At 75.2% G+C, this 24,994-nt stretch carries 24 protein-coding genes; 14 read left to right on the top strand and 10 right to left on the bottom strand.

All coding sequences use genetic code 11. The annotated features are described in order from the left end of the window. Positions 1–204: 204 nt before the first annotated feature. The 3 genes from ACYVHQ_RS07790 to ACYVHQ_RS07780 all read right to left on the bottom strand — a co-directional run bounded on the left by ACYVHQ_RS07790 (position 205) and on the right by ACYVHQ_RS07780 (position 2,109). Positions 205–1,245 (bottom strand): lactonase family protein, encoded by a 1,041-nt coding sequence (locus ACYVHQ_RS07790; RefSeq protein WP_460511763.1) that lies wholly within the window; start codon positions 1,243–1,245, stop codon positions 205–207. Beyond that, a complete protein-coding gene (locus ACYVHQ_RS07785) occupies positions 1,242–1,598 on the bottom strand; it encodes a chorismate mutase (RefSeq protein ID WP_460511761.1) in 357 nt (118 codons plus the stop codon). Before ACYVHQ_RS07785 ends, ACYVHQ_RS07790 begins: the two co-directional genes overlap by 4 nt. 91 nt (positions 1,599–1,689) lie before the next feature. After that, positions 1,690–2,109: an organic hydroperoxide resistance protein gene (locus tag ACYVHQ_RS07780; protein ID WP_460511886.1), complete on the bottom strand. Its 420-nt coding sequence runs from the start codon at positions 2,107–2,109 to the stop codon at positions 1,690–1,692. Positions 2,110–2,332: 223 nt separating this feature from the next. Between ACYVHQ_RS07780 and ACYVHQ_RS07775 the strand changes: the two genes are divergently transcribed. Beyond that, a complete protein-coding gene (locus ACYVHQ_RS07775) occupies positions 2,333–2,908 on the top strand; it encodes a type 1 glutamine amidotransferase domain-containing protein (RefSeq protein WP_460511759.1) in 576 nt (191 codons plus the stop codon). Positions 2,909–3,121: 213 nt separating this feature from the next. Here the strand turns inward: ACYVHQ_RS07775 and ACYVHQ_RS07770 are convergent, their stop codons facing one another. Beyond that, positions 3,122–3,442: a hypothetical protein gene (locus ACYVHQ_RS07770; RefSeq protein WP_460511757.1), complete on the bottom strand. Its 321-nt coding sequence runs from the start codon at positions 3,440–3,442 to the stop codon at positions 3,122–3,124. 42 nt (positions 3,443–3,484) lie between these two features. Between ACYVHQ_RS07770 and ACYVHQ_RS07765 the strand changes: the two genes are divergently transcribed. Then, positions 3,485–3,661 carry a hypothetical protein gene (locus tag ACYVHQ_RS07765; protein ID WP_460511756.1) on the top strand — a complete coding sequence of 59 codons (177 nt, stop codon included), beginning with the start codon at positions 3,485–3,487 and terminating at the stop codon, positions 3,659–3,661. 185 nt (positions 3,662–3,846) lie between these two features. Here ACYVHQ_RS07765 and ACYVHQ_RS07760 read toward each other — a convergent pair whose 3' ends face one another. Next, entirely contained in the window at positions 3,847–5,136 is a 1,290-nt protein-coding gene (locus ACYVHQ_RS07760; RefSeq protein WP_460511754.1) for an adenylosuccinate synthase, read from the bottom strand. Between the two features lie 312 nt (positions 5,137–5,448). On the opposite strand from ACYVHQ_RS07760, the gene ACYVHQ_RS07755 reads away from it, so the two are divergent. The 3 genes from ACYVHQ_RS07755 to ACYVHQ_RS07745 all read left to right on the top strand — a co-directional run bounded on the left by ACYVHQ_RS07755 (position 5,449) and on the right by ACYVHQ_RS07745 (position 8,339). Further along, the gene (locus ACYVHQ_RS07755; RefSeq protein WP_460511752.1) at positions 5,449–6,291 is read left to right on the top strand and encodes a S1C family serine protease; all 843 of its coding nucleotides are present in this window, start codon (positions 5,449–5,451) and stop codon (positions 6,289–6,291) included. A gap of 9 nt (positions 6,292–6,300) precedes the next feature. Then, positions 6,301–7,011 carry a metal-dependent transcriptional regulator gene (locus ACYVHQ_RS07750; protein ID WP_460511750.1) on the top strand — a complete coding sequence of 237 codons (711 nt, stop codon included), beginning with the start codon at positions 6,301–6,303 and terminating at the stop codon, positions 7,009–7,011. A 191-nt stretch (positions 7,012–7,202) separates the two neighbouring features. Beyond that, complete coding sequence (locus tag ACYVHQ_RS07745) at positions 7,203–8,339, top strand: glycosyltransferase (RefSeq protein WP_460511748.1); 1,137 nt, start codon at positions 7,203–7,205, stop codon at positions 8,337–8,339. 764 nt (positions 8,340–9,103) lie between these two features. Here ACYVHQ_RS07745 and ACYVHQ_RS07740 read toward each other — a convergent pair. After that, on the bottom strand, positions 9,104–10,051 hold the full coding sequence (locus tag ACYVHQ_RS07740; RefSeq protein ID WP_460511746.1) for a hypothetical protein: 948 nt from the start codon (positions 10,049–10,051) through the stop codon (positions 9,104–9,106). Positions 10,052–10,348: 297 nt separating this feature from the next. On the opposite strand from ACYVHQ_RS07740, the gene ACYVHQ_RS07735 reads away from it, so the two are divergent. From ACYVHQ_RS07735 to ACYVHQ_RS07725, 3 genes are read left to right on the top strand one after another with little or no spacing between them, the layout of a single operon-like run. Further along, positions 10,349–11,062: a TetR/AcrR family transcriptional regulator gene (locus tag ACYVHQ_RS07735; RefSeq protein WP_460511745.1), complete on the top strand. Its 714-nt coding sequence runs from the start codon at positions 10,349–10,351 to the stop codon at positions 11,060–11,062. Beyond that, complete coding sequence (locus ACYVHQ_RS07730; protein ID WP_460511743.1) at positions 11,059–11,778, top strand: P-loop NTPase family protein; 720 nt, start codon at positions 11,059–11,061, stop codon at positions 11,776–11,778. The genes ACYVHQ_RS07735 and ACYVHQ_RS07730 overlap by 4 nt, the downstream gene beginning before the upstream one ends. Next, a complete protein-coding gene (locus ACYVHQ_RS07725) occupies positions 11,775–13,796 on the top strand; it encodes a YhgE/Pip family protein (protein WP_460511741.1) in 2,022 nt (673 codons plus the stop codon). Before ACYVHQ_RS07730 ends, ACYVHQ_RS07725 begins: the two co-directional genes overlap by 4 nt. Positions 13,797–13,872: 76 nt before the next feature. Here ACYVHQ_RS07725 and ACYVHQ_RS07720 read toward each other — a convergent pair whose 3' ends face one another. After that, on the bottom strand, positions 13,873–14,283 hold the full coding sequence (locus ACYVHQ_RS07720) for a DUF3151 domain-containing protein (RefSeq protein WP_460511739.1): 411 nt from the start codon (positions 14,281–14,283) through the stop codon (positions 13,873–13,875). A 92-nt stretch (positions 14,284–14,375) separates the two neighbouring features. Here ACYVHQ_RS07720 and ACYVHQ_RS07715 point away from each other — a divergent pair, with 92 nt between their 5' ends. Next, positions 14,376–15,932, top strand: coding sequence for a polysaccharide biosynthesis protein (locus ACYVHQ_RS07715; protein WP_460511737.1), 1,557 nt, complete (start codon positions 14,376–14,378; stop codon positions 15,930–15,932). On the opposite strand, the gene ACYVHQ_RS07710 is transcribed toward ACYVHQ_RS07715, so the two are convergent. From ACYVHQ_RS07710 to ACYVHQ_RS07700, 3 genes are all read right to left on the bottom strand, one after another. Then, positions 15,929–16,687 (bottom strand): TrmH family RNA methyltransferase, encoded by a 759-nt coding sequence (locus tag ACYVHQ_RS07710; protein ID WP_460511735.1) that lies wholly within the window; start codon positions 16,685–16,687, stop codon positions 15,929–15,931. The two genes, ACYVHQ_RS07715 and ACYVHQ_RS07710, sit on opposite strands and share 4 nt — an antisense overlap. Before the next feature lie 140 nt (positions 16,688–16,827). Next, positions 16,828–17,241, bottom strand: coding sequence for a DUF3060 domain-containing protein (locus ACYVHQ_RS07705; RefSeq protein ID WP_460511733.1), 414 nt, complete (start codon positions 17,239–17,241; stop codon positions 16,828–16,830). Positions 17,242–17,358: 117 nt separating this feature from the next. Continuing rightward, positions 17,359–19,632, bottom strand: coding sequence for an Ig-like domain-containing protein (locus ACYVHQ_RS07700; RefSeq protein WP_460511732.1), 2,274 nt, complete (start codon positions 19,630–19,632; stop codon positions 17,359–17,361). 216 nt (positions 19,633–19,848) lie between these two features. On the opposite strand from ACYVHQ_RS07700, the gene dnaK reads away from it, so the two are divergent. From dnaK to ACYVHQ_RS07675, 5 genes are all read left to right on the top strand, one after another. Then, positions 19,849–21,717, top strand: coding sequence for a molecular chaperone DnaK (dnaK, locus tag ACYVHQ_RS07695; RefSeq protein WP_460511730.1), 1,869 nt, complete (start codon positions 19,849–19,851; stop codon positions 21,715–21,717). A gap of 8 nt (positions 21,718–21,725) precedes the next feature. After that, the gene (locus tag ACYVHQ_RS07690; protein ID WP_460511728.1) at positions 21,726–22,373 is read left to right on the top strand and encodes a nucleotide exchange factor GrpE; all 648 of its coding nucleotides are present in this window, start codon (positions 21,726–21,728) and stop codon (positions 22,371–22,373) included. Positions 22,374–22,489: 116 nt separating this feature from the next. Beyond that, positions 22,490–23,497, top strand: a complete 1,008-nt coding sequence (locus ACYVHQ_RS07685) for a DnaJ C-terminal domain-containing protein (protein ID WP_460511726.1) — start codon at positions 22,490–22,492, stop codon at positions 23,495–23,497. A gap of 79 nt (positions 23,498–23,576) precedes the next feature. Then, positions 23,577–24,017: a heat shock protein transcriptional repressor HspR gene (locus tag ACYVHQ_RS07680; protein ID WP_460511725.1), complete on the top strand. Its 441-nt coding sequence runs from the start codon at positions 23,577–23,579 to the stop codon at positions 24,015–24,017. A 135-nt stretch (positions 24,018–24,152) separates the two neighbouring features. Further along, positions 24,153–24,962 carry a DUF1206 domain-containing protein gene (locus ACYVHQ_RS07675; protein ID WP_460511723.1) on the top strand — a complete coding sequence of 270 codons (810 nt, stop codon included), beginning with the start codon at positions 24,153–24,155 and terminating at the stop codon, positions 24,960–24,962. Positions 24,963–24,994 lie beyond the last annotated feature (32 nt).

Raw genomic sequence — 24,994 nt, 5'->3', positions numbered from 1 at the left:
GACACCCGGGAGGGGCTCGATCGTGGGGCAGGAGGCGCGGAGCAGCCCGCCAGCCGGGCGCCCGGCGCCCGCCGCCCGGCGCCCGGCCGCCCGGCCGCCCGGCGCCCGGCGCGCGCACCGCGGCACGGTGACGACACCGCGGCACATTGGCACGTGCCGCGGTGTCGCGGACGTGCTGCGGTACGGCGTCCGGTGCGCGGCGGGTCAGGCGGCGACGACGCAGGCAGGGCTGCCGAGCGCGAGCCGTTCCACGGCCGGCCCGGGCACGCCCGTGGCCGGGTCGAGGGGCAGGAACGCGACGGTGTCGTCGCCCTGGTTGGCACAGACCAGCACGTCGTCGACGATCGCGAAGTGCCGGGGCCAGGCGCCACCGCAGGGCACCTCGGCGACGAGGGCGAGCGACGCGGCGTCGCCCTGGTCACCCGCCGCACCGACCCGGGGCTCGAGCACGCTGATCGTGTCGCGCCCGCGGACGGCCACGTAGACGCGGCCGTCGTGCACCGCGAGGTGCGAGAGCAGCACGCGCTCGACGTCGTGCTCCCCCGCGCCCTCGAAGGCGGGCACCGACGACTCGAGCACGTACCGCTCACCGTCGCGGCGCAGCACGTGCACGTGGCCGTCGAGCTCCCCCGCCACGACGAGCCGGTCGCCGAGGTGGTCGAGGTGCCGGGGCCCGGAGCCGGCGGGCAGGTCGTGCACGGCGACGACGTCGGGCACGAGGGTGAGCGGGTCGACCCGCAGCTCGTGGAGCCGGTCCGCGCCGAGGTCGGCGACGAGCACCGTGCCGCGCGGGGTGGGCACGACCTGGTGCGCGTGCGGCGCCTCCTGCCGTGCGGTGACGGGACCGGTGCCGGGGGGCAGCGCGAGGGTGCGGGTCGCGCGCTCGGGGTCGGCGGTCGTGGCCGAGAGCACGCCGACCGTGCCGCCGACGTAGGCGGCGACGACGAGCGCTCCCGACGACGGGTCGAGGGCGACGTGGCAGGGCGCCGCACCGCCGGCTGCCGCGACGAGGGCGGGCTCCCCGAGCAGTCCGTCGACGAGGGGCCAGCTGAGCACACGGCCCACCGTCGTCTCGGAGACGGCGTGCAGGGCCCCGCCGGCGAGGGCGAGGAACGACGGGTCGTCGACCTCGACGACCTGCACCGCGCGCCACGCGTCCTCCGCGTGCTCGCGCTCGAGCACCGTCAGCCCCGCACCGGAGCCCCCGCTCACGGCGGTGTACGCACCGACGTAGAGGCGCCTCACGCGTCGCCGCCGGCAGCGATCTGCTCGTGGTGGTGGATCACCTCGGCGACGATGAAGGAGAGGAACTTCTCGGCGAAGGCCGGGTCGAGCCGGGACTGCTCGGCGAGCTCGCGGAGGCGCGCCACCTGCACGCGCTCGCGCTCGGGGTCGCTGGCCGGGAGCCCCGCGGCGGCCTTGAGGTGGCCGACCGACTGCGTGAACTTGAAGCGCTCCGCCAGCAGGTGGACGAGGGCGGCGTCGATGTTGTCGATGCTCTGCCGGATGCCGTTCAGCTCGTCGAGCGCGGCGCGGTCCTCGCCGTCGAGGGCGGAGTCGGACCCGAGGGGGCTGTCGAGGGGGGTGTCGGAGGCCATGCCCCGCAGCCTAGCCAGGGTGCCGTGCGCGCGTCGCGACGCCCGCGCCTCCTGACGGGGGCACGGGCGTCGCGAGCGGTGGGACCGGTCGTCAGTCGACGAGCGTGAGGGTCACCTCGACGTTGCCGCGGGTCGCGTTCGAGTAGGGGCAGACGTGGTGCGCGGCGTCGGCGAGCTCCTGGCGGCGCTCGGCCGGCACCTGGGGCACGTAGATGTCGAGCTCGACGGCCAGGCCGAAGCCGCCGTCGCCGTTGTCGCCGATGCCGACGCTGGCCGAGACGGCCGCGTCGGTCGTGTCGACCTCGAGCTTGCGCGCCACGGAGTGCATGGCGCTGAGGAAGCACGCGGCGTAGCCGGCGGCGAAGAGCTGCTCGGGGTTGGTGCCCTCGCCCGACCCGCCGAGCTCCTTGGGGGGACGCGTGTCGAAGTCGAGGCGGTCGTCCTCGCTGCGGACGTGGCCGTCGCGGCCTCCACCGGTGGCGTGGGCGATGGCTGTGTAGGCGATGTCCAGGGTCATGGGGCCAAGTCCATGCCCCGATCCTGGACGCGCGCTGAGCGATCGGGGCGCGCTGGTCCGTCGGGGTGCGCTAGGGCGTCAGGAGGCACGGGGCGCGCCCGGGGGACGGCGCACCGACCGCACGCCCAGCCGCCCGGCGTAGACCGGTCGCCGTGCACCACCGGCCCGCACCAGGGCCACCACCGGCCCCCTCCGGGCCACGACGAAAGGGACCGACATGGCCACCACCGACCTCACCGGACGCCGCGTGCTCGCGATCGTCACCAACTACGGCGTCGAGCAGGACGAGCTCGTCGTCCCCGCCCGTGAGCTCCGCGACGCGGGAGCGACCGTCGTCGTCGCCGCGCAGTCGACCGAGCCCGTCGAGACGCTCGTGGGCGACAAGGACCCCGGCGAGAGCGTCCGCCCCGACACGACCCTCAGCGAGGTCGACGCGGCCGACTTCGACCTCCTGCTCGTGCCCGGCGGCACCATCAACGCCGACACGCTGCGCCAGGACGACACGGCCGTCGGCCTCGTGAAGGCCTTCGCGTCGTCGGGCCGCCCCGTCGCGGCGATCTGCCACGGCCCGTGGGCGCTCGTCGAGGCCGGCCTCGTGCAGGGCAAGGAGCTCACCTCGTTCCCGTCGCTCGCGACCGACGTCCGCAACGCCGGCGGCAGCTGGGTCGACCGCAGCGTCGTCACCGACGTCGAGGGCGGGTTCACGCTCGTGACGTCGCGCACGCCCGACGACCTCCCCGACTTCGTGCGCGAGGTCGCGACCGCGGCGGCCTCGGCCGAGCGCTCGGCCTGACGGTCGTCGCGCCGACCACCGCGTCGGCACGGCAGCACCCGGGGCGCCCCGTGACGGTCCGATCCGTCGCGGCAGCGCCCCGCTCGTCGGACGGGCGCTGACGCCGGGCCACGACGTGCTGCCCGTCGCGCAGCACGATCGACGGGTCGCCGGTCACGGTCGTCCCGTGCACGCGCACGGCGCCATCGGCGACCCGGTCGGCGGGCGCCGATCTCAGCGGGGCGGGCACCCGACCGTGGTCCCCCTCGGCGAACGATCGGCGTCCCCGGCGTCGACGACCGCGACGTGGTCGATCCGCGTGCCGGGGTGGTCCTCGACGGCGCCCAGCCCGGCGCTCCAGCTCCGCGCCAGGTGGCCGACCCACAGGGTGGCCCCCGCGGCGGCGACCGTCACGAGGACGACGAGCACCACCACGAGGACGGCGAGGACCCCCAGCCCGCGCGCCCGGGGCTCCGGACGCGCCCGCCCGCGGGCCCCTCGACGGTCGCGGATGCGGGTCGTCGGCTCGTCGCCGTCGCTCTCGGGGGTGGGCATGGTCGCCTCCGGTCGGTGGGGAACATGATATTTTACATCACCATGTCCGACCGATCGACGAGCACCCGCGAGCCCCCGCTCCCCCGCGCCCCGTCCGTCGACGGCGCGCCCCCGCGGCTCCGGGCGCGCTGGGACGCCGCCGTGCCCACCCTCGTGGCGACGGGGTCGGCGCTGCTCGCGTTCCTGGGCACGGCGTACTCCGCGGCACGCCCGTCCTGACGCGCGCGGCGCCTCCTGCACGCCGCACGCGCCGGCGCGCCACGGCTCCTGCACGCCGCACGCGCCGGCACGCCGCGCCTCCTGCACGCCGCGCGCACCGGCACGTCACGCCCCTGGCACCCCGCGCCTGCCCGCGCACCGGGCCGCTGCGCCGTGCGCGAGCAGATCAGCGGTGCGACGCGGCGCTAGGCCTCGAGCAGGTCGTGCCGCTGCACGATCGCGTCGCGGCCGGGCCCGACGCCGATCGCCGAGATGCGGGCGCCGCTCATGGCCTCGAGCGCGAGGACGTAGTCCTGGGCCGTCTGCGGCAGGTCGGAGAACTCACGGGCACCGGTGATGTCGTCGGTCCAGCCCGGGAACCGCTCGTAGATCGGCGTCGCGTGGTGGAAGTCGCTCTGCGACACGGGCACCTCGTCGTGGCGGACCCCGTCGACGTCGTAGCCGACGCAGACCGGGATCTCGTCGAGGCCCGTGAGCACGTCGAGCTTGGTGAGCACGAAGTCGGTGACGCCGTTGATGCGGGCCGTGTAGCGGGCGATCGGGGCGTCGTACCAGCCGGTGCGGCGCGGGCGGCCCGTGGTCGTGCCGAACTCGAAGCCGGCCGCGCGGAGGAACTCGCCCGACTCGTCGAACAGCTCGGTCGGGAACGGCCCGGCACCGACGCGCGTGGCGTAGGCCTTGACGACGCCGATGACGCGGTCGATGCGGCCCGGGCCGATGCCGGAGCCGGTGGCCGCGCCTCCTGCGGTCGAGGACGACGACGTCACGAACGGGTAGGTGCCGTGGTCGACGTCGAGCATCGTGGCCTGGCCGGCCTCGAAGAGGACCGTCTTGCCGGCCTCGAGCGCCTGGTGCAGCTCGAGCCCCGTGTCGGCGACCATCGGCCGCAGGCGCTCGGCGTACGAGAGCAGCGACTCGACGATCTCGTCGGCCTCGATCGCGCGACGGTTGTAGACCTTCACGAGCAGGTGGTTCTTCTGCTCGAGGGCCGCCTCGACCTTCTGCCGCAGGATGTTCTCGTCGAAGAGGTCCTGGATGCGGATGCCGACGCGGTTGATCTTGTCGGCGTAGGTCGGGCCGATGCCGCGGCCCGTGGTGCCGATCTGGCGCTTGCCGAGGAACCGCTCGGTCACCTTGTCGAGGGTGCGGTGGTAGTGCGTGATGACGTGCGCGTTGGCGCTCACCTTGAGGCGCGAGACGTCGACCCCGCGCGCGATGAGCGCGTCGAGCTCGTGGAAGAGCACCTCGATGTCGATGACGACGCCGTTGCCGATGACGGGGGTGACGCCCTCGGTGAGGATCCCGGACGGCAGCAGGTGCAGGGCGTACTTCTGGTCGCCGATGACGACCGTGTGGCCGGCGTTGTTGCCGCCGTTGAACTTCACGACGTAGTCGATGCGGCTGCCGAGGAGGTCGGTGGCCTTGCCCTTGCCCTCGTCGCCCCACTGGGCTCCGATGATGACGACTGCCGGCATGGGTCTCTCCTCGTGGTCGGGGACGCACCGTGCGGGTGCACTCGATCCTACCGGGAGCGACGTCCGGGCGGCGTCGGACCGCGTCGTCGGACCGGGCCCGGGGCGAGGGCCGGTCGAGAGAGGATGACCGCGGTCCCCACCGCGGCCACCCCGGCCGCCCGGTCCCCGAAGACCGGTGGCGCTTACCCGAGGTCGATCATGGCGCACGCCGCGTCCCGGGCGCGTACCCCATTGCGGGGGACGTCGCGGGGGCGGGGCGCAGGAGGCGCAGGAGGCACGGGCCGGGCCCGGCAGGACCGCTAGGGTCGCGACGTGACCGACCGACCGACGCCCGAGCCCCGGCCCGACGCCGCCCCGACCTCCCCCTCCGGGTCCGGTCCCGTGCGGCCCGCCCCGGACCGGTCCGCGGACCGTCGGGCCCGTCGGCTCGCCGGGACCGCGCTCGCCGTCGCCGTCGTGGCGCTCGTCGGGTGGGGCGTGACGACGGTCGCGCTGGTCGCGGCCACGACGGACGACGCCGCGACGCCGGTCGCGACGGGTGCGCCCGGGTCGACCGGGGACTCCGGCCCTGCCGTCCGCTCCGTCGCCGACGTCGCCGAGGCGGCGCGCCCCTCCGTGGTCACCGTGCGCTGCGCGGGGCTGCAGGGCAGCGGCTTCGCGGTCGACGACGGGCAGGAGGCGCGCGACGGCTCCGCCCTCGTGACCAACGCGCACGTCGTCGAGGCCTGCACGGCCCCCGCGAGCGGCGCCCTCACGGTCACGACCGCCGACGGCGAGGAGCACCCCGCCACGGTGACCGGCGCCGACGCCGACCGCGACCTCGCGGTGCTCGACGCCGACGTCGACCTCGCCCCGCTGCCGCTCGGCGACGCCTGGCGCCGGGGCGACGTCGTCGTCGCCGTGGGCGCTCCCGGCGGCTTCGAGGGCACGGTCACCTCGGGCGTGCTCTCGTACGACGACGAGCGCGAGCTGCAGTCCGACGCCGCGACGAGCGAGGGGTCGTCAGGAGGCCCGCTGCTGCGCCTCGAGGACGGCCGCGTCGTCGGCGTCACGGCCGGCTCCTACGACGACCTCGAGGACGCTTGGTACGCGGTGCGCGTCGACCTGCTCTGCGACGGCCTCCTGCCGTCGTGCCCGGTGGGCGACGCGGGCTAGGGTCGAGGCATGCCGTCGACCGTGACCGAGGACTACCTCAAGGTCATCTGGAAGGCCGAGGAGTGGCCCGCCCCGGACGGCACCCCCGGCAGCATCACGACGAACGAGCTGGCCGCCACGCTCGGCGTCGGGGCCTCGACCGTGTCGGGCACGCTCCGCAAGCTCGCGCGCGACGGCTACCTCGAGTACGAGCCGTACCGCCCCGTCACGCTCACGCCGCTCGGCCGCGAGGTCGCCGTGCGCACCGTGCGGCGGCACCGCCTCGTCGAGACCTACCTCGTCGAGAAGCTCGGCTACGGCTGGGACGAGGTGCACGACGAGGCCGAGGTGCTCGAGCACGCCGTGAGCGACCGGCTGCTCGCCCGGTTCGACGACGAGCTCGGCCACCCCACCGCCGACCCGCACGGCGACCCGATCCCCGCGGCGGACGGCACCGTCGTGCGCCCGGTCGGCACGCGCCTCCGCGACGTCGCCGAGGGCCGCTGCGGCACGGTCGTGCGCGTCGCCGACGACGAGCCCGAGCTGCTGCGCTACCTGGGGCAGCTCGGCCTGCGGATCGGCGCGCACGTGCTCGTCGGCACCCGCCGCGAGTACGCCGACTCGCTGCAGCTCGAGGTCACCGACCCCGCGACCGGCGCCACCGGCACCGTCGAGCTCGCCGCCCGGGCCGCCGCCTCCGTCTGGGCGGACCCGGCCGAGCACCCGCACGCCGCCGCCTGAGCCGCGGGGAGGGCCGGGCGCCCGGCGTGCCCGTCAGCCGGGCGGCGGGCGCCGACGGGTCGCAGGCGACGGCGGGCCGGACCCGCTCTCGGCCTGCACCCGGGCCTCCTGGTGCGGTACGGTCCCGTCAGCGCGACGGGCCCGACCGTCGCCGACCCGGGGACCCTCCCCGGGGGAACGGACGCACGCGCATGGCAGCACGACGATCGACGACCGGACGACCCCGACGCGAGCGCCCCGCGGTGGCGGTCATCGGCACCCGGGGCTACCCGAGCTGGTACGGCGGCTTCGAGACCGCCGTGCGCCGCCTCGCCCCTGCGCTGGCCGACGCCGGGTGGGACGTCACCGTCTACGGTCGCCACGGCTCCACCCGCCCGGGCGACCCGAGCCGGGACCGCCGCGTCCGGTCCCGCCGCACGCGCGGCGTCGAGAGCACCTCGCTGAGCACGTTGTCCTACGGGCTCACCGCGGTGCTCGACGCCCTGCGCCAGCGCCCCGACGCGGTGCTCGTCATGAACGTCGCCAACGGCTTCTGGCTGCCGCTGCTGCGTCTGCGCGGCATCCCCGTGCTGCTCAACGTCGACGGCATCGAGTGGGAGCGCGCCAAGTGGGGCCGCGCCGCCAAGCTCACTTTCCGGGCCGGCGCGTGGATGAGCGCCCGGTTCGCCGACCGGCTCGTCGGCGACGCGCACGAGATCGTCCGCCGCTGGCGCGCCGACTTCGGCGTCGAGGGCGCGTTCATCCCCTACGGCGGCGACCCCGTGCCGCCCCTGCCCGTCGAGCCGGGGCTCGAGCACCGCGGCTACGCGCTCGTCGTCGCGCGCTTCGTGCCCGAGAACACCGTCGTCGAGTTCGTCGAGGCCGCCCGCGAGCTCGCTGCGACGCACGACGTCGTCATCGTGGGCTCGACCGGCTACGGCGGCGAGCTCGACGAGCTCGTCCGGGGCCTCGCCGAGGCCGAGGAGCGCGTGCACTGGTTCGGGCACGTCAGCGACGACGCCCGCCTGCACGCCCTCTGGCAGCACGCGGGGGCCTACTTCCACGGGCACAGCGTGGGCGGCACCAACCCCGCGCTCGTGCAGGCCATGTTCGCCGGGGCGCCCGTCGTCGCCCGCGACACCGTCTACAACCGCGAGGTGCTCGGCGGCGACGGGGCGTTCGTGGCGCCCGACCCCCGGTCCATCGCCCGCGAGGTCGCGCGCGTGCTCGGCGACCCGGCCGAGCAGCAGCGCCTCAGCGAGGTGTCCCTCGCCCGTGCCGAGGGCGACTACACGTGGCCGTCGGTCTGCGCCCGCTACGAGCAGGAGCTGCGCGACCTGCTCCCCTGAGGGCCGGCTGGCCCTGCTGCCCCTACGGCCCGGGTGCGCGGGGGCGCGGGTTCGCGGGTGCGCCTGCTGTCCCGACGGCCCGGGTGCGCAGCTGGCCCCCGGGCCCCCTCGGGTCGCGGCCCTGGGCTCGTGGCTCGTGGCTCCTGGCTCCTGGCTCCTGGCTCCTGGCTCCTGGCCATGCCCCCTGGCCTCTGGCCTCTGGCCTCTGGCCTCTGGCCTCTGGCCTCTGGCCTCTGGCCTCCTTACCTCCTGCCTCCTGCCTCCTGCCTCCTGCCTCCTGCCTCCTGCCTCCTTACCTCCCGCCTCCCGCCTCCTGCCTCCTGGCCCCGGTCCCGGCCTCCTGGCCCCGACCTCCTGCGGGCACCGACCGCCCCTCGGGGGCCCCGTCCCCGCCGGGTGCACCCTCGTCCCGCCCAGGGCGTCGACGTGACCCGAACTGCCGCGCCAGCGCAGCCCGAGCAGCAGTTCGGGTCACCTCGACGAGCAGCGGCACCGTCGGGAGCGGCCCCGGGGACGAGCGGCGGCACGGCGCACCTGTCGCGTCCGGCGCCGGACGCGACATCTCGCCGGTGACACGCCGCGCAGCACGTCCTGTGCCCCTAGCGACTGTCCGCCGTGGTCGCCTTTTGCGCCATTGGGCCGGGCAGGGCCAGGCAGGGCCGGGGCGGGCCGGGGGCAGGGGGCAGGGGGCAGGGGGCAGGGGGCAGGGGCGGGGCAGCGGGCACCGGGGAGCCGGGCAGGAGCGGGCGCGCAGGAGGCGCGGGTCAGCGGGCGCGGTCGGCGCGCTGCCGGGCGGTGACGGCTCGACGGCGGGCGGTCCGCACGGTGTCGGAGGCACGCCGAAGCTCGCGCTCGAGGTCGCGCTGCTCACGGTCGAGGGCGGTCCCCTCGTCCTCGAGGGCGGCGAGGGCACGGCGCAGCTCCTCGAGCCGGTCGGCGAGGCCCGCACGACGAGCGTCGACGTCGGCGAGGCCGTCCTCGACCTCGGTCCGCGCGGCCTCCGCCCGCTCGAGCTCGCCGTCGGCCGCGACCGCGGCGGCCTCGGCCTCCTCGGCGGCACGGCGGGACTCCTCGGCACGGGCCTCCTGCGCACGGCGGGCCTCGTCCGCACGGGCCCCGGCGCCCGCACCCCGGCCGGACCGCGGAGAGGCGGGAGCAGGGGCCTGCTCGGCCGCGACGTCCGCACCGGGGCGACCCGCGCCTCCTGCACCCGAGCCCGCCACGGCCCCGTCGAGGTCGACCGGGCCGAGCCCGTCGGCGCGCAGCCCGCGCACGAGGCGCCCGGTCCGCACGGCGGCCGCGGCCCAGCGGTCGGCGACGACGGCCCGGGCGGTGGCGTCCACCTCGTCGAGGGCGGCAGGGCTCAGCGGCTGCGCGGCGGCGCGGGCGACCTCGCGGGCGCGACGGCGCCAGCTCGCGACGAGGGCCTTGCGGTCGGCGGACGCGGCCGTGAGCGCCCGGCGGTCGCCCGCCTCCTGCGCCTCGCGGAAGCGCTCGCCGAGCGCCTCGGCCTCGTCGACCACGGGGTCGCCGGAGCGCACGAGCGCGCTCACGACCCAGGCCGAGGCCGACGGCCGCCGGAGCCGCGCCACCCGGCCCGCGAGCTCACGGTCGCCGTCGTCCCGCAGGCGGCGCACGAGCGCGTCGCGCGCGGCGACGAACTCGGAGGGCGCACACGCGGCGAGCTCGTCGGCGGCGTCGTCCAGGGTCACCGCCCGACCGTACCGCGCCCTCCCCGCCCCCGTCGGCCCTGCACCGACATCTGACATCCCACGTGCGCTACCCTCCCTCGGAGGCGGAAAAGGCGACCAGGAGGCGCGCGCAGGGGGCCTGCCGCCAGCCCCTGACGGCGCGGCGCCGCCTCCTGGTCGCGTTCGGCACCGAACGCGACCACCTCGCACCGCCCCGCACCCGCACACACCACGCACCACGCACCCCGCACCCCGCACCCCGCACCCCGCACCCCGCCCATCTTGCACACGCGTGTGCAAGATCGTACGATGAAGGCCATGTCGACCCCACCCGCACCCCGCGCCACCCGGCGCGACGCCGCGGCCAACCGCGAGGCGCTCGTCGCCGCCGCGGTGACCCTGCTCAACCGCGACCCCGCCGTGCCGCTCGAGGCCATCGCCGCGGAGGCCGGCCTCTCGCGCCGCAGCGTCTACGGCCACTTCGCCACGCGCGACGACCTGGTCCGCGAGGTCACCCTCCGGGGCGCGTCGCGCGTCGCCCGGGCCGCCCGCCCCGCCGCGATCGACGACCCGCTGGTGCAGCTCGCCGCCCTGGCCGCCGAGCTCTGGGCCCAGGTCGAGCACGTGCGCGTCCTGGCGCGCATCACCGTCCGCGGCCCGCTCGTCGGCGACGTGGCCGCAGCCCTGGCTCCGCTCCGGGGGGCCGTGCTCGACATCGTCCGACGCGGTACCGCCGAGGGCAGGATGCGCCACGACGTCGATCCCGCGCGCCTCGCCCGCCTCGTCGAGGGCGCGGCCTTGGCGGTCCTCGACGAGGCCGCCGTGACCGACCTCAGCCGCGCGGAGGGGCACCGTCTCGTCGTCGTGACCGTGCTCGGCATGGTCGGGCTCGACTGGCGCTCCGCCGACGAGCTGGTGCGCACCCGTCCGGAGCTGCAGCTCGACGCGCACGCCGGCGACCTCCGCGGGGCCGACGCCGCCACGGCGAGCGCGGCAGGGGCCGCGTCCGAGCCCGAGGCGGCCGTCCGGTGAGGCTCGAGCTGCACGACGTCGCGATCGGCGACGGGCCCGGCGCCGCGCTGCCGCCGCTCTCGGCGACGGCCTCGGACCTCCTGCCGGGCGTCGTCGCGGTCGAGACGCTCGACGCGCCGGTGCTGGCCTCGCTCGTCGCGGGCGGCCGCATGCGCCCCGACCACGGACGCGTCACGCTCGACGGGGTCGAGGACGACGCCGCGGTCCGCGCCGCGTTCGCCCTCGTCGACACCCCCGAGGTCGCCGAGCCCTTCGCCTCCCTGCGCGTCGACCAGGTCGCGCGCGAGGAGCTCGCGCTCGCCGGCCACCGCACCGACCGGGCCACCGTCGCCGAGCTGCTCGACGCGGTCGGCCTCGCCGAGCACGCGCGCACCCGGATGCAGTCCCTGCCCGCCGCCGCGCGCCTCCGGCTGCTCACCGAGACGGCCCTGCTGCGGCCGGGCGTGCGCGGCCTCGTCGTCACCTCGCCCGAGCGGCACGGCGGCGACGTCGCCGACTGGCTCGCGATCGTGCACGACCTCGCCGCCCGGGGCACGGTCGTGCTCGTCGTGACGAGCGTCGCGGCTGCGGCGGCCGTCGCGGAGCTGACCGCCCAGGAGGCCCGGGTCGCCCCGCTCTCCCCGGTGACGGACCTCCTGCCCACCAGCACACCCTCCTCCCCCACCCTCCCCGACGACGACGAGGTCGCCCCCCTCCCCGAAGGGAACGCACCGTGACGATCCTCGCCCTCGTCCGCACCGAGCTGCAGCGCCTCACGAGCACGCCGCTGGCCCGCCTGGCCCTCGCGGCCCTCATGACGGTGCCGCTGCTCTACGGCGGCCTCTACCTGTGGGCCAACCAGGACCCGTACTCGAACCTGAGCCACGTGCCGGCGGCGATCGTCGACGCCGACGCGGGCGCGACGGTCGACGGCGTGGCGACGAACTACGGCCACGACGTCACCGAGCAGGTGCTCGAGGGCGGCGACTTCGACTGGCACGAGGCGTCGGCCGCGGAGGCGCGCCGCGGCCTCGACGACGGCACCTACGACTTCACGTTCACGATCCCGTCCGACTTCTCGGCCGACCTGGCCTCGGCGTCGGGCGACTCCCCGCGCCGCGCGCAGATCGTGCTCTCGACGGACGACACGAACAGCTACCTGGCGACGACGATCGCCGAGCAGGCCTCGAAGTCGATCCGGGCCTCGGTGGCCGAGCGGGTCGGCACGGAGGCCGCGTCGCAGCTGCTCGTGGGGCTGAGCGACGTGCGGACCAGCCTGGGCGAGGCCGCGACGGGCGCGGGCGACCTCAACACCGGCCTCGTCGACGCGGTCTCCGGCGCCGACGAGCTCGTGACGGGCTCCGGCGACGCCGCGACGGGTGCCCGCTCCCTGAGCGACGGCCTCGACGAGCTGGCCCCGGGTGCGTCCGCCCTGGACACGGGGCTGCAGACGCTGCGGTCCTCGACGACGGACCTCCCCGCGCAGGCCCGGGCCCTGGCCGACGGCGCGGCGCAGGTCGCCGCCGGCAACCGCACCCTCGCCGACGGCGTCCAGGAGGCCGCGACCGACAGCCAGGCCGACGTGGACGCGGCGGGCACGCAGGAGGCCCAGCAGGCCGCGCAGGACGCCCTCCGTGAGGCCCTGCTCACCGCCGACCCGTCGCTCGCCGACGACCCGGCCCGCCTCGCCGCGATCGCGAGCGCGGTCGACGAGGCGGTGCAGCCCGTGCGCGAGCAGGTGCTCGGGGCGAACCAGCGGCTGCAGGAGCTCGACGGGCAGGTCGGCGCCCTGGCCGACGGTGCCGAGGAGGTCTCGTCGGGTGCCGCGCAGCTGTCGTCGGCCGCGCCCGCCCTCGCCGACGGCATCGCGAGCGCCGCCGACGGCGCCGCGCAGCTCGACACGGGCGCCGCGAGCGCCGCCTCCGGCGCCTCGACCCTCGCCGACGGCCTCGACGCGCTCTCGACGGGCACGACGAGCCTGCGCGACGGCCTCGTCACGGCCCGTGACGGCAGCGCCACCCTGCGGGACGGCCTGCAGGACGGCGTCACGCAGATCCCCGCGAGCACGCCCTCGGGCCGCGACGCCCAGGCCGACGCGATCGGCGACCCGGTCTCGGTGACGGACGACGCCGTGACCCGGGCGGGCAGCTACGGAGCAGGCCTCGCGCCGTTCTTCGTCAGCCTCGCCGCGTGGATCGGCATGTACGCGCTGTTCCTCATCGTCCGGCCGTTCTCGAAGCGGGCGGTCACGGCCGTGCGGCGGCCGGCGCGCGTCGTCCTCGCCGGCTGGGCCACGCCCCTGGTGCTCGGCGTCGTCCAGATGGTGGCGCTCTTCGCGATCGTCCGGCTGGCCCTCGGCTTCGAGGTGGTGCACCCGGTGGCGACGGTGTCGTTCATGGTCCTGGCCTCGGCCACGTTCGGCGCGATCATCCTCACGCTCAACGTGCTGCTGGGCAGCGTCGGGCAGTTCCTCGGCCTCGTGCTCATGGTCCTGCAGCTCGTCTCGGCCGGCGGCACGTTCCCGTGGCAGACGCTGCCCGCCCCCTTGGCGGCCCTGCACCACGCGCTGCCGATGAGCTACGCGATCGACGCCCTCCGGCAGTTGATGTACGGCGGCAGCCTCGTCACGGCGGGCGAGGACGCGCTCGTCCTGGGCGCCTGGCTGCTCGGCGCGCTGCTGCTCGCCTGGGCGGCGGTCCGCCGCATGACGCGGCACCGGACGCAGCGCGACCTCCGGCCCTCGCTCATCGGCTGAGCGGGGCCCGGGGCGTCAGGAGGACCGCCGCACCGACGCCCCGCCCCGCCGCGCCCCGAGGGCGGTGCCCCCGGCGTCAGGCCCGGCCCTCGAGGTGGTCCACGGCCGTCGGGTCGGCGTCGCGCAGGAACGCGTCGAGCCGCTCGACCTCGGCCTCCTCGCCGATGGCCGCGGCGCCCCGACGCAGCGCCCAGAGCGACCGGAGCACGCCGCGGTTCGGCTCGTGCCGCCACGGCACGGGCCCCTGGCCGCGCCAGCCGGCCTTCCGCAGCGAGTCGAGGCCGCGGTGGTAGCCCACCCGCGCGTAGGCGTAGGCCTCGACGACGGCGCCGCGGGCGTCGGCCTCGTCGGCGAGCAGCGCCCAGGCGAGCGACGACGCAGGATGCTCGGCGACGACCTCGGCGACGGGTCGCGTCGCGAGCGCCCCCGTCACGGCGGGGTCGTCGGGCAGCAGGGTCTCGGGCACGCCGAGCAGGTTCGTGGTCATGGCCCCACCGTAACGCGCGCCCTACCGGCACGGTCGGGAGATGTGTAACATGTCAGATCGCATCGTCCAAGGCCCGACCGAAAGGAGGCCTCGTGCCCGAGCCCTCCGCACCCCGCCCGCCCGCCGTCGGTGAGGCCGTCGCGACCGAGGGGCGCGCCCTCGACGCGCACCGTCGTCACGTCGTCACCCTGACGACCCCGCGCCCCGCCCTGGTCGACCGTCTCCGGCGCGCGAGGACCCGCCGCGCGCCCGGCCGTCCCCGCTCCGCCGACGGCCCCCCGCGACAGGGGCGCACCCGGGCCCTGCTCATCGGTGCGGGCGACGTGGCGGAGCACCTGGTCCCCCAGCTGGTGCTCGACCCCGCCTCGCCCGTGCTGCCCGTCGGGCTCCTCGACGACGATCCCGCGCGTCGGCACCGCCGCGTGCACGGCGTGCCCGTCCTCGGCCGGACGGACGAGCTCGTGCGCGTGCTCGACGAGACCGGTGCCGAGGCCGTCGTCGTCGCCGTGGCCCGGGCCGACTCGGCCCTCCTGCGCGAGGTCGACGCGGTGGCCACGGCGGCCGGGGCGCACGTGCTCGTGCTCCCGCCCCTCGACGAGGTCCTCCGTCGTGGGGCCCGTGCCCGCGACCTGCGCGACCTCTCGCTCGACGACCTCGTCGGCCGGCGACCGGTCGACATCGACCTCGAGGCGGCGTCGGACTACCTGCGGGGCCGACGCGTGCTCGTGACGGGCGCGGGCGGGTCGATCGGCAGCGAGCTCTGCCGTCAGATCGCGGCGCTGCGACCCGCCGAGCTCCTCATGCTCGACCGCGACGAGACCGGCCTGCAGGCCGTCCAGGTGGCGATCAGCGGACACGGGCTGCTCGACACGGGGGACGTCGTCCTGGCCGACATCCGCGACGCCGGGGCCCTCCAGGCCGTGTTCCGCGAGCGACGCCCCGAGGTGGTGTTCCACGCGGCCGCGCTCAAGCACCTGCCCATGCTCGAGCAGTACCCGCTCGAGGCCTGGCAGACGAACGTCATGGGCACGCTCAACGTGCTCGACGCGTGCGAGGCGGTCGGCGTGACGACCGTGGTCAACGTCTCCACCGACAAGGCCGCCGCGCCGACCAGCGTCCTGGGTCGCTCGAAGCGGCTCGCCGAGCGCCTCACGGCCGATCGTGCCGCCCGCACGGGCCACCGCTACCTGTCCGTGCGCTTCGGCAACGTCTTCGGCAGCCGCGGCTCCCTGGTGCCCCTGTTCCGCTCGCTCATCGAGCAGGGCCGCCCGCTCACCGTGACCCACCCCGACGCGACGCGGTACTTCATGTCGATCCCCGAGGCGTGCCAGCTCGTCGTCCAGGCAGGAGCCGTGGGCGCACCGGGCGAGGCGCTCGTGCTCGACATGGGCGAGCCCGTGCGGATCCTCGACGTCGCCCGCCGCATGGTCGAGATGTCGGGGCGCGACGTCGACATCGTGTTCACGGGCCTGCGCCCCGGCGAGAAGCTGCACGAGGAGCTCACGGCACCCGGCGAACAGGCCCACCGGCCGGTGCACCCCCTGATCTCGCACACGGCCGTGCCTCCGCTGGTCCCCTGCGACCTCGATCCCGCGGCGGTGCGCAGCGACGGTGCCGGCGGGCGCGACCGCGTCCGGATCTCGCCCTAGGCTCCCTGCGCAGGCGACGACGGCCCCTGCGGGCGGGGGTCGTCCGCGTGCTGCACCAGCCAGGCGTGCATGACGACCGCGGCAGCCGCGGCGGCGTTGATGCTGCGCGTCGAACCGTACTGGGCGACCTCGACCACGAGCTCGGCCTCGGCGAGCGCCTCGGGCGAGAGGCCCGGGCCCTCCTGCCCGAAGAGCAGCACGCAGCGTTCCGGGAGCGCCGTGCGGTGGACGAGCGTCGAACCCGGCACGTTGTCGACGGCGACGACGGTCAGCCCCTCGTCCCGGGCCCAGGCGACGAACGCGGCCACGTCGGGGTGGTGCACGACGTGCTGGTAGCGGTCGGTGACCATGGCGCCGCGCTTGTTCCAGCGCCTCCTGCCCACGATGTGCACGGTGTCGGCGAGGAACGCGTTGGCACTGCGCACGATCGACCCGATGTTGAGGTCGTGCTGCCAGTTCTCGATGGCGACGTGGAACGGGTGCCGACGCTCGTCGAGGTCCGCGACGATGGCCTCCATCGTCCAGTAGCGGTACCCGTCGACGACGTTGCGCCGATCGCCGTCCCGGAGCAGCTGCGGATCGAGGCGTCGGTCGTCGGGCCAGGCCCCGGGGCCGCCGGGCCAGGGACCCACGCCGTGCGCGGGCTCCGCGCCGACGGCACCCTCCGAGCCGGTGCCGCCAGGTGCCCGGTCGCCGGGCTCGCGGTGGCCGTCGTCAGCGCCACGGTCGCCGGGGGTCTCGGTCTCGGGGCTCACGTCTCGAGCCTACGGTCGCCGGGCGCGCCCGAGGCGCGGTGCCCGGGCGCCGGACGACGGACCTTCCCCGGCGGACCCCGAGCACGACGGAGGCCCCGACCAGGGGTCGGGGCCTCCGTCGCGGGCGCTGTGACCGGTCGTCAGCGGGCCTTGAGGGTGTTGCCCTGACCGTCGCTGAGGTCCTCGGGCTCGTCCCCCGTGTAGGTGATGACGTTGTCGTTGCCGGACGCGTCGACCCGGCGGAGGGTCTCGGCGTTCACGGTGTTGCCGTCTCCCATGACCGTGAGGTCGTCGGAGGGGCCGATGGTGGCGGTGCCGCCGTCGCCCAGGACGACGACGGACCGGCAGCCGTCGGGCAGGTCGAGCTCGGTGACGTCGTCGCGGAACTGCAGGTAGGCGACGTCGTCGACGCAGACGTTGTCCGGTTGCCCGGTCGCGGTGGGGGTGGGCGAGCCCGACGCGGACGTCGTGTCGTGCGAGCCGGTCGTGCAGCCGGTGAGGGCCGCGACGAGGGCGAGGCCGGAGAGGCCGGCGGCGAGGGGTGCGGTGCGCATGGTGGGCCTTTCGTTCGGGGCGGTGGTCGTCCTCGGCGAGCAGGGCGTCGCGGACGAGGGGGCCGGGGCCGGGCGGGAGGTGTGCTCCGCGCCCGGCCCCGGGCGTGGGGACGACCGTCAGCTGGCGGGGCCGAAGGCGTCGAGGCGGAGCACCTGCTCGGCGGCGGTGCCCTGGTCCTGGACGAAGTTCAGCCGCCAGATGTAGGTGCCCATGTCGGCGCGGGTCCACGACCAGGTGCCGTCGGCGGCGACCGTGGCGGTGCCGAGGCGCAGGCCCTTGAGGTTCTGGATCGTGATGGTCGACCCCGCCTTGCCGACGCCACGGAAGGTGTACGGGGCGTTCGGGGCGTACCCGGCCTGGATGCGCGCCGCGTCGGGATCGACGAGGGCGAGAGCACCCAGGGGCAGCGGCTTGAACCCGGCCACGCGAGCCTGCTGCTGGGTGACCTGGCCCTTGTCGGCGATGAAGTCGAGCGTCCAGGCGTAGGTGCCCATGTTCGCCCTGGTCCAGGACCACCGGCCGCTCGCGTCGGCGGTCGTGGTGCCCAGGAGGGTGCCCTTGGCGTTCTGCACGGTGACGGTCGCCCCGGCGCGGGCGGTGCCCTCGAACGTGAACGGCCTGTTCGCGAGGTACCCGACGGACACGTCCGCGGGCTTCGTCACGACCACGGGGGTGGCTGCCGACGCGGCCGGCTTGAAGTCGGCGATCCGGACGGTCTTCTGCCCGGCCTGGCCCTTGTCCTGGACGAAGTCGATGACCCACGTGTAGGCACCCATGTCGCTGCGCGTCCACGACCAGGTGCGGTCGTAGCCGACCTTCGTCGTCCCGAGCAGCAGGCCCTTCGCGTTCTGGACGGTCACCGTGGAGCCCGGAGTGCCGGTGCCCGTGAAGGTGTACGACCCCCCGGGGGCGTAGCCCGCGGCGATCTGCGCCGCGTCGGGGTTCGTCACCCTGAACCGGGGCGCTCCCGTCAGGCCCGGGTTGACGGTCAGCTCCGCGCGGGTGGTGTTCGCGCCCTTGCCCTGCTGCGTGACGACGAGGTGCTGCTCGATGTCGGGGAGGGGACCGGTCGTCAGGCGGTAACGGCCGTCGTCACCGACCCTGCCCCGGGCCAGCACACGCTCCTCGGCCGGGGTGCCGGGCAGGTAGTCGCCCTCGTTGGTGAGGACGACGGGTGCCCCCGCCTCACCCGTGCCCGACACCGTGAGCTCGGGGTGCGCGGGGTCGATCTCGGTCCCCTCGCCCGGCGAGGTGATGGTGACGGCCGGCCCGTAGGGGACCACGACCTCGCCGGAGCCGGCGTCGTAGCCGCGCAGGGACTGCGTGAGCCCGAGGCGCTCGTCGCCGCCCGAGCCGGGCGCCGCGATCGCGAGCGTCCAGGTGCCGTCGAGGCGGACCGTCGTCCGGCCGACCCGCTGCTGGCCGCGCATCACGTCGATGGTCGAGTCGGCCTGGCCCCGTCCGGCCAGCGTCACGTTCTGGGCGCGGTCGCCGGGGAAGGTGGCCACCGCGCTCGGAGGGGTGAAAGCGAGGTCGACGTCGAGGTCCACGCGGTCGATGACCGTCGCCCCCTCCAGCGCCTCGACCCTGACGGGGTTGGAGCCGGGCCCGAGGCCGAGGACCTCGGCGGACCAGTCGCCCGTGGCGGTGTCCGGGTCCACCAGCATGGACTGGGTCGAGTCGAACAGCTGGTAGGTGACGCGGATCCGCGTGGCGTTCGCGGGAGCTCCACCGCTCAGCACGGCCTTGCCCCAGCGCACGTCGGTCTCCTGCACCGAGGCGGTCAGGGGCCTGGGGTCCTCGGCGACGGGGTCGACGGGGACGGTGGTCCATCGGTGGCTCCCCTGAGGGTTGCCCAGGTCGAAGCCGGAGGCGTTGTTGGTGATCGTCCGGACGACGGGCTGGAGGTCCGCTCGCTCCAGGGAGCTCCTCCACGTGCCCGACGGCGACCAGGTCCAGACGTAGGAGGTCCCGGTCAGGTCGCAGGTGCGGATCGCTCCCCAGAACAGGCCCACGCCCGTGGTGTAGGCGCACTTGCCCGTGCGCCCGGCGGCGTCGTAGGTGTCGGCGTCGTACAGGACCCAGAGGGGGGTGCCGTCGCGCTCGTAACCGGCGATCACGGGGAGGAAGGTCGTGGCCGCGGCCTCGGCGGCCTCCTGCGAGGAGAACCGCTGTAGGCCGCTCTGGCCCGGGACGGACGCCCAGAACTCGCTCCTGCCCACCTTCTGGCTGACGAGCGAGAAGGTGCGACCGGCCTGGCCGACGTGGGTGGCGGTGCCGCGCTCGGCGTCGGGCTCTGCCGCCAGGGCGGCGGGCCCGGAGGCCAGTCCGCTGACGACCAGGGCTGCGGCGAGGCTCGTGGCGGCCGCAGCTCGAAGGGATGACTTCATGTCGAGGTGTCTTTCGGAGTCGGGCCGCGCGGATCACGCGATCACGCGGCGGGGCGGGATGAGAAATATCTCATGGCAGAGTTCCGAAGTCAACAAAGGTGCAGTCGATGCATCACGCGAACTTGACACGACCCGACTCAGGCGTAGACTTGAGCGCAGCGGACGCAAGTCCGCGACGACTTCCCCTCACCGCACCGACAGAAGGAGCACCAGCACATGGCACGTGCAGTAGGAATCGACCTCGGGACCACCAACTCGGTCGTCAGCGTCCTCGAGGGCGGCGAGCCCACGGTCATCGCGAACGCCGAAGGGCTCCGCACGACCCCGTCGATCGTCGCGTTCACGAAGGACGGCGAGGTGCTCGTCGGCGAGACCGCGAAGCGCCAGGCCGTGACGAACGTCGACCGCACCATCGCTTCGGTCAAGCGCCACGTCGGCACCGACTGGAAGGCCGACATCGACGGCAAGCAGTACACGCCGCAGGAGATCTCGGCGCGCACCCTCGGCAAGCTCAAGCGCGACGCCGAGCAGTACCTCGGAGAGGACGTCACCGACGCGGTCATCACCGTGCCGGCCTACTTCAACGACTCCGAGCGCCAGGCCACGAAGGAGGCCGGCGAGATCGCGGGGCTCAACGTCCTGCGCATCATCAACGAGCCCACCGCGGCCGCCCTCGCCTACGGCCTCGACAAGGGCAAGGAGGACGAGCTCATCCTCGTCTTCGACCTCGGCGGCGGCACGTTCGACGTCAGCCTGCTCGAGGTGGGCAAGGACGACGAGTTCTCCACGATCCAGGTGCGCTCGACCTCGGGCGACAACCGCCTCGGCGGCGACGACTGGGACAACCGCATCGTCGACCACCTCGTCACGAAGTTCAAGAGCGAGCACGGCGTCGACCTCTCGACCGACAAGATCGCGAAGCAGCGCCTCAAGGAGGCCGCCGAGCAGGCCAAGAAGGAGCTCTCGTCGTCGATGTCGACGAGCATCCAGCTGCCCTACCTGACGCTCACGGCGAACGGTCCGCTCAACCTCGACGAGACCATCACCCGCGCCCAGTTCGAGCAGTGGACCAGCGACCTGCTCGAGCGCACGAAGAAGCCGTTCCACGACGTGATCAAGGAGGCCGGCGTCTCGGTCTCCGACATCGCCCACGTCGTGCTCGTCGGCGGCTCGACCCGCATGCCCGCCGTCAGCGAGGTCGTCAAGTCGCTCACCGGCGGTCGCGAGCCCAACAAGGGCGTCAACCCCGACGAGGTCGTCGCCGTGGGTGCCGCGCTCCAGGCCGGCGTCCTCAAGGGCGAGCGCAAGGACGTCCTCCTCATCGACGTCACCCCGCTCTCGCTCGGCATCGAGACCAAGGGCGGCGCGATGACGAAGCTCATCGAGCGCAACACCGCGATCCCGACGAAGCGCAGCGAGACCTTCACCACGGCCGACGACAACCAGCCGTCCGTCGCGATCCAGGTCTTCCAGGGCGAGCGCGAGTTCACCCGCGACAACAAGAACCTCGGCACCTTCGAGCTCACCGGCATCGCCCCGGCCCCCCGTGGCGTGCCGCAGATCGAGGTCACCTTCGACATCGACGCCAACGGCATCGTGCACGTGTCCGCGAAGGACAAGGGCACCGGCAAGGAGCAGTCGATGGTCATCTCCGGCGGTTCGTCGCTCTCGAAGGACGACATCGAGCGCATGGTCCGCGAGGCCGAGGAGCACGCGGCCGAGGACAAGGCGCGTCGCGAGGAGAACGAGACCCGCAACAACGCCGAGCAGCTCGTCTACTCGATCGAGAAGCTCATCAAGGAGAACGACGACAAGCTGCCCGAGGACGTCAAGTCCGACGTGCAGGCCGATGTCGACGCGCTCAAGTCGGCCCTCGCCGGCGACGACGCCTCCGCCGTGAAGCCCGCCTTCGACAAGCTCAACGAGAGCCAGACGAAGCTCGGCCAGGCGATCTACGCCCAGTCGCAGGGCGACGAGGCCGCGGCCGGTGCCCCCGGTGCCGGTGCGACCGACGGCGCCCCGGCCTCCGGTGACGACGAGGACATCGTCGACGCCGAGGTCGTGGACGACGACGACAAGAAGTGAGGGAGACCGTGACGGAGAACCACCAGCACGACCCGCGCGACGAGTCCGCCGAGCCCCGTCCCGAGGCGGCCACCCCGTCGGAGGACGGCGGCACGGCCGACGTCACCGAGCCCGAGGAGCTGATCGAGGCCGAGGCCCCCGACGTCGAGGTGTCCAGCGACGCCGAGGCGCCGGAGGGCGCGGCCGAGGCGGCCGCGCAGCTCAGCGCCGAGGACGAGGCGATCCTCGGCGAGGCCGAGCGCGACCTCGTCGGCGAGATGCGCCAGGACATGCTCCGGGCGCAGGCCGAGCTCGTGAACTTCCGGAGGCGCGTGGAGCGCGACCGCGAGGCGAACCGCGAGGCCGTCGTCGCCGAGGTCGTCCGGAGCCTCCTGCCCGCCCTGGACGACCTCGCCCGGGCCGAGCAGCACGGCGACCTCGCCGAGGGGCCGATGACCGTCATCGCGCAGAAGATCCGCGGGGGGCTCGACAAGTTCGGGCTCGTCACGGTCGGCGCGAAGGGCGACGTCTTCGACCCCACCAAGCACGACGCGCTCGTCCAGCTGCCCAGCGCCGACGTCACGGTCAACACCGTGGCCGACGTCATCGAGCCGGGCTACGCGCTCGGCGACCGGGTCGTCCGTGCCGCCAAGGTCGCGGTGCACACCCCGCAGTAGCAGCACCCGCGGCGCGAGCCGCACCGGCGGCGGCCCCCTCCGAGGGGCCGCCGCCTCCCCCCACGTTCCCCGGTCGGCCGCACGTCGACCGCGCACAGCACGAGAGGAGGTGCCGCGTGGCTAGCCAGGACTGGTTCGACAAGGACTTCTACGCGATCCTCGGCGTCTCCAAGGACGTCACGCCCGCCGACCTCAAGAAGGTCTACCGCAAGCTCGCCCGCAAGTACCACCCCGACTCCAACCCCGGCGACGCCGCGGCCGAGGCGAAGTTCAAGGAGGTCAGCGAGGCGCACAGCGTCCTCAGCGACCCCGAGCAGCGCCGCGAGTACGACCAGATCCGCGCCATGGGCAACGGCGCCCGGTTCACGGCCGGCAGCGGCGGCCCAGGAGGCGCCGGCGGCGGCTTCGAGGACGTCTTCGGCGGCATGTTCGGCGGCGGAGCAGGAGGCCCCGGTGGCCAGCGCGTCCGGTACCAGCAGGGCGGCGGCGGCTTCGACGACATCTTCGGCGGCATGTTCGGCGGCGGCGGCTTCGGCCAGACCTCAGGAGGCTTCCGCGGCTTCGGCGGCCCCGCCAAGGGCCGCGACGTCACGGCCACGACGACCCTGGACTTCCAGACCGCGATCACCGGTGAGACCGTCACGCTGCAGCAGTCCGACGGCAAGCCGATGAAGGTGCGGATCCCGGCCGGCGTCTCCGACGGGCAGAAGATCCGTCTCCGCGGTCGGGGCGAACCCAGCCACGACGGCGGGGAGCCCGGCGACATGGTGCTCACCGTCTCGGTGAGGCCGCACCCCGTGTTCGAGCGCGACGGCAAGAACCTCCGCGTCGACGTCCCGGTCACCTTCGCCGAGGCCGCGCTCGGTGCCACGATCGAGGTGCCCACGCTGGGCGGCGACCCCGTGCGGCTCCGGGTCGCCCCGGGCACGCCCTCCGGGCGCGTGCTCCGCGTCAAGGGGCGGGGCGTCGCCACGAAGGAGGGCACGGGCGACCTGCTCGCCACCGTCCAGGTCGCCGTCCCCTCGCACCTCAGCGACAAGGCCCGTGAAGCCGTCGAGGCCCTCGCGGCCGCGCTCCCCGCCGAGGACCCCCGAGCCGACCTGATCGACCGCGCTCGCCGCTGAGCCGGGGCGAGGGCCCTCGTGCCCCGCTCCCCCTCGGACCACCGCATCCGGCCCCACCCGCCCGCAGGAGGTGCAGACGATGACCGACACCAGCAGCGCCGACCAGCCGCTCGACGAGAACTCGCCGATCTTCGCGGTCACCGCGGCGTCCGAGCTCGCGGGCATGCACGCCCAGACCCTGCGGCAGTACGACCGCCTCGGCCTCGTCGTGCCCACCCGCACCCGGGGCGGTTCGCGGCGGTACTCGATGCGCGACGTCGTGCAGCTGCGCGAGGTCGCGCGCCTCGGCGGCGAGGGCGTCTCGCTCGAGGGCATCAAGCGGATCCTCGAGCTCGAGAACTCCGTCACCGCCCTGCAGCAGCGCGTCCGCGAGCTCGAGACCGCCCTCGCCGACGAGATCACCAAGCGCCCCGGTGCACGCGTCTTCGCCGCGGGCCCGGCAGGAGGCGTCGAGCCGCTCCGCCACGGCACCCGCCCCCGTCGACAGACCGCGCTCGTCGTCTGGCGCCCCCAGCGGTAGAACGGCGCGGACCGGGCGGTCGGCGCGCAGCACGGCCGGACGGCGCGCGGCACGGGCCGGTCCGTCGGAGGCGGACCGCGCCGGTCGACCGCCCTCGGCGCACCCGCCCGAGCTCCCGCCGCTAGCGTGGCCCGCATGACGGACACCACCGACCAGGCCCGCGGCGCTGCCGCCCGCGTGCAGCACAGCCGCCCCCTGCGGACCGCGGCCCGCGTCGGCTACGCCGTCAACGGCCTCCTGCACGTGCTGATCGGCGTGATCGCGCTCGGCATCGCCCGCGGCGGTGGCGGCGAGGCCGACCAGGGCGGTGCGCTCGGACAGCTCGCCGGGCACCCCGCAGGCGCCGCCCTGCTCTGGGTGATCGTCGTCGGGCTCTGGGGCCTCGGCCTGTTCCAGCTGCTCGAGGCCGCGCTCGTACGCGGCACCGACCGCGACGACTGGGCGGAACGGGCCAAGGAGGGCGGCAAGGGCATCGCCTACCTCGCCGTCGGCGTGACCGCCTTCACGGTGGCCCGCGGCGGCTCGACCGACAGCTCCGAGCAGACGCAGACCCTCAGCGCCCGCTTGCTGGGAGCTCCCGGCGGCGTCGCCCTGCTCGTCGTCCTCGGCCTCGCGGTCGTCGCGATCGGCGGCTACTTCGTCGTCAAGGGGGCCCGCCAGAAGTTCCGCGAGGACCTCGTCGTGCCCGGCGGCAGGCAGGGGCGCGTCGTCGTGGGGCTCGGCGTCGTCGGCTACGTCGCCAAGGGCGTCGTCCTCGTGCTCGTCGGGGCGCTCTTCGTCGTCGCCGCGCTGCAGGCCGACCCCAGCGAGGCCACGGGCATCGACGGTGCCCTGAAGGCGCTGGCCGGGGTGCCGTTCGGCGTCGCGCTGCTCGTCGTCGTGGCCGTGGGCCTCGTCGCGTACGGCGTCTTCCAGTTCGTCCGCGCCCGCCGCGCCCGGCTGTAGCGCCGCCGCCCGCTGGCCGCCGACCGCTAGCC

The sequence above is a fragment of the Frigoribacterium salinisoli genome, assembly GCF_054781095.1.
The sequence above is the reverse complement of the archived record's forward strand: the minus strand, read 5'-3'. Positions and strand labels throughout refer to the sequence as shown.

Coding starts and splice junctions, on each gene's coding strand:
- ACYVHQ_RS07785 (WP_460511761.1), bottom strand. CDS start 1,598: ATGGCCTCCGACACCCCCCTCGACAGCCCCCTCGGGTCCGACTCCGCC.
- ACYVHQ_RS07775 (WP_460511759.1), top strand. CDS start 2,333: ATGGCCACCACCGACCTCACCGGACGCCGCGTGCTCGCGATCGTCACC.
- ACYVHQ_RS07770 (WP_460511757.1), bottom strand. CDS start 3,442: ATGCCCACCCCCGAGAGCGACGGCGACGAGCCGACGACCCGCATCCGC.
- ACYVHQ_RS07765 (WP_460511756.1), top strand. CDS start 3,485: ATGTCCGACCGATCGACGAGCACCCGCGAGCCCCCGCTCCCCCGCGCC.
- ACYVHQ_RS07760 (WP_460511754.1), bottom strand. CDS start 5,136: ATGCCGGCAGTCGTCATCATCGGAGCCCAGTGGGGCGACGAGGGCAAG.
- ACYVHQ_RS07750 (WP_460511750.1), top strand. CDS start 6,301: ATGCCGTCGACCGTGACCGAGGACTACCTCAAGGTCATCTGGAAGGCC.
- ACYVHQ_RS07745 (WP_460511748.1), top strand. CDS start 7,203: ATGGCAGCACGACGATCGACGACCGGACGACCCCGACGCGAGCGCCCC.
- ACYVHQ_RS07735 (WP_460511745.1), top strand. CDS start 10,349: ATGTCGACCCCACCCGCACCCCGCGCCACCCGGCGCGACGCCGCGGCC.
- ACYVHQ_RS07720 (WP_460511739.1), bottom strand. CDS start 14,283: ATGACCACGAACCTGCTCGGCGTGCCCGAGACCCTGCTGCCCGACGAC.
- ACYVHQ_RS07705 (WP_460511733.1), bottom strand. CDS start 17,241: ATGCGCACCGCACCCCTCGCCGCCGGCCTCTCCGGCCTCGCCCTCGTC.
- ACYVHQ_RS07700 (WP_460511732.1), bottom strand. CDS start 19,632: ATGAAGTCATCCCTTCGAGCTGCGGCCGCCACGAGCCTCGCCGCAGCC.
- dnaK (WP_460511730.1), top strand. CDS start 19,849: ATGGCACGTGCAGTAGGAATCGACCTCGGGACCACCAACTCGGTCGTC.
- ACYVHQ_RS07680 (WP_460511725.1), top strand. CDS start 23,577: ATGACCGACACCAGCAGCGCCGACCAGCCGCTCGACGAGAACTCGCCG.
- ACYVHQ_RS07675 (WP_460511723.1), top strand. CDS start 24,153: ATGACGGACACCACCGACCAGGCCCGCGGCGCTGCCGCCCGCGTGCAG.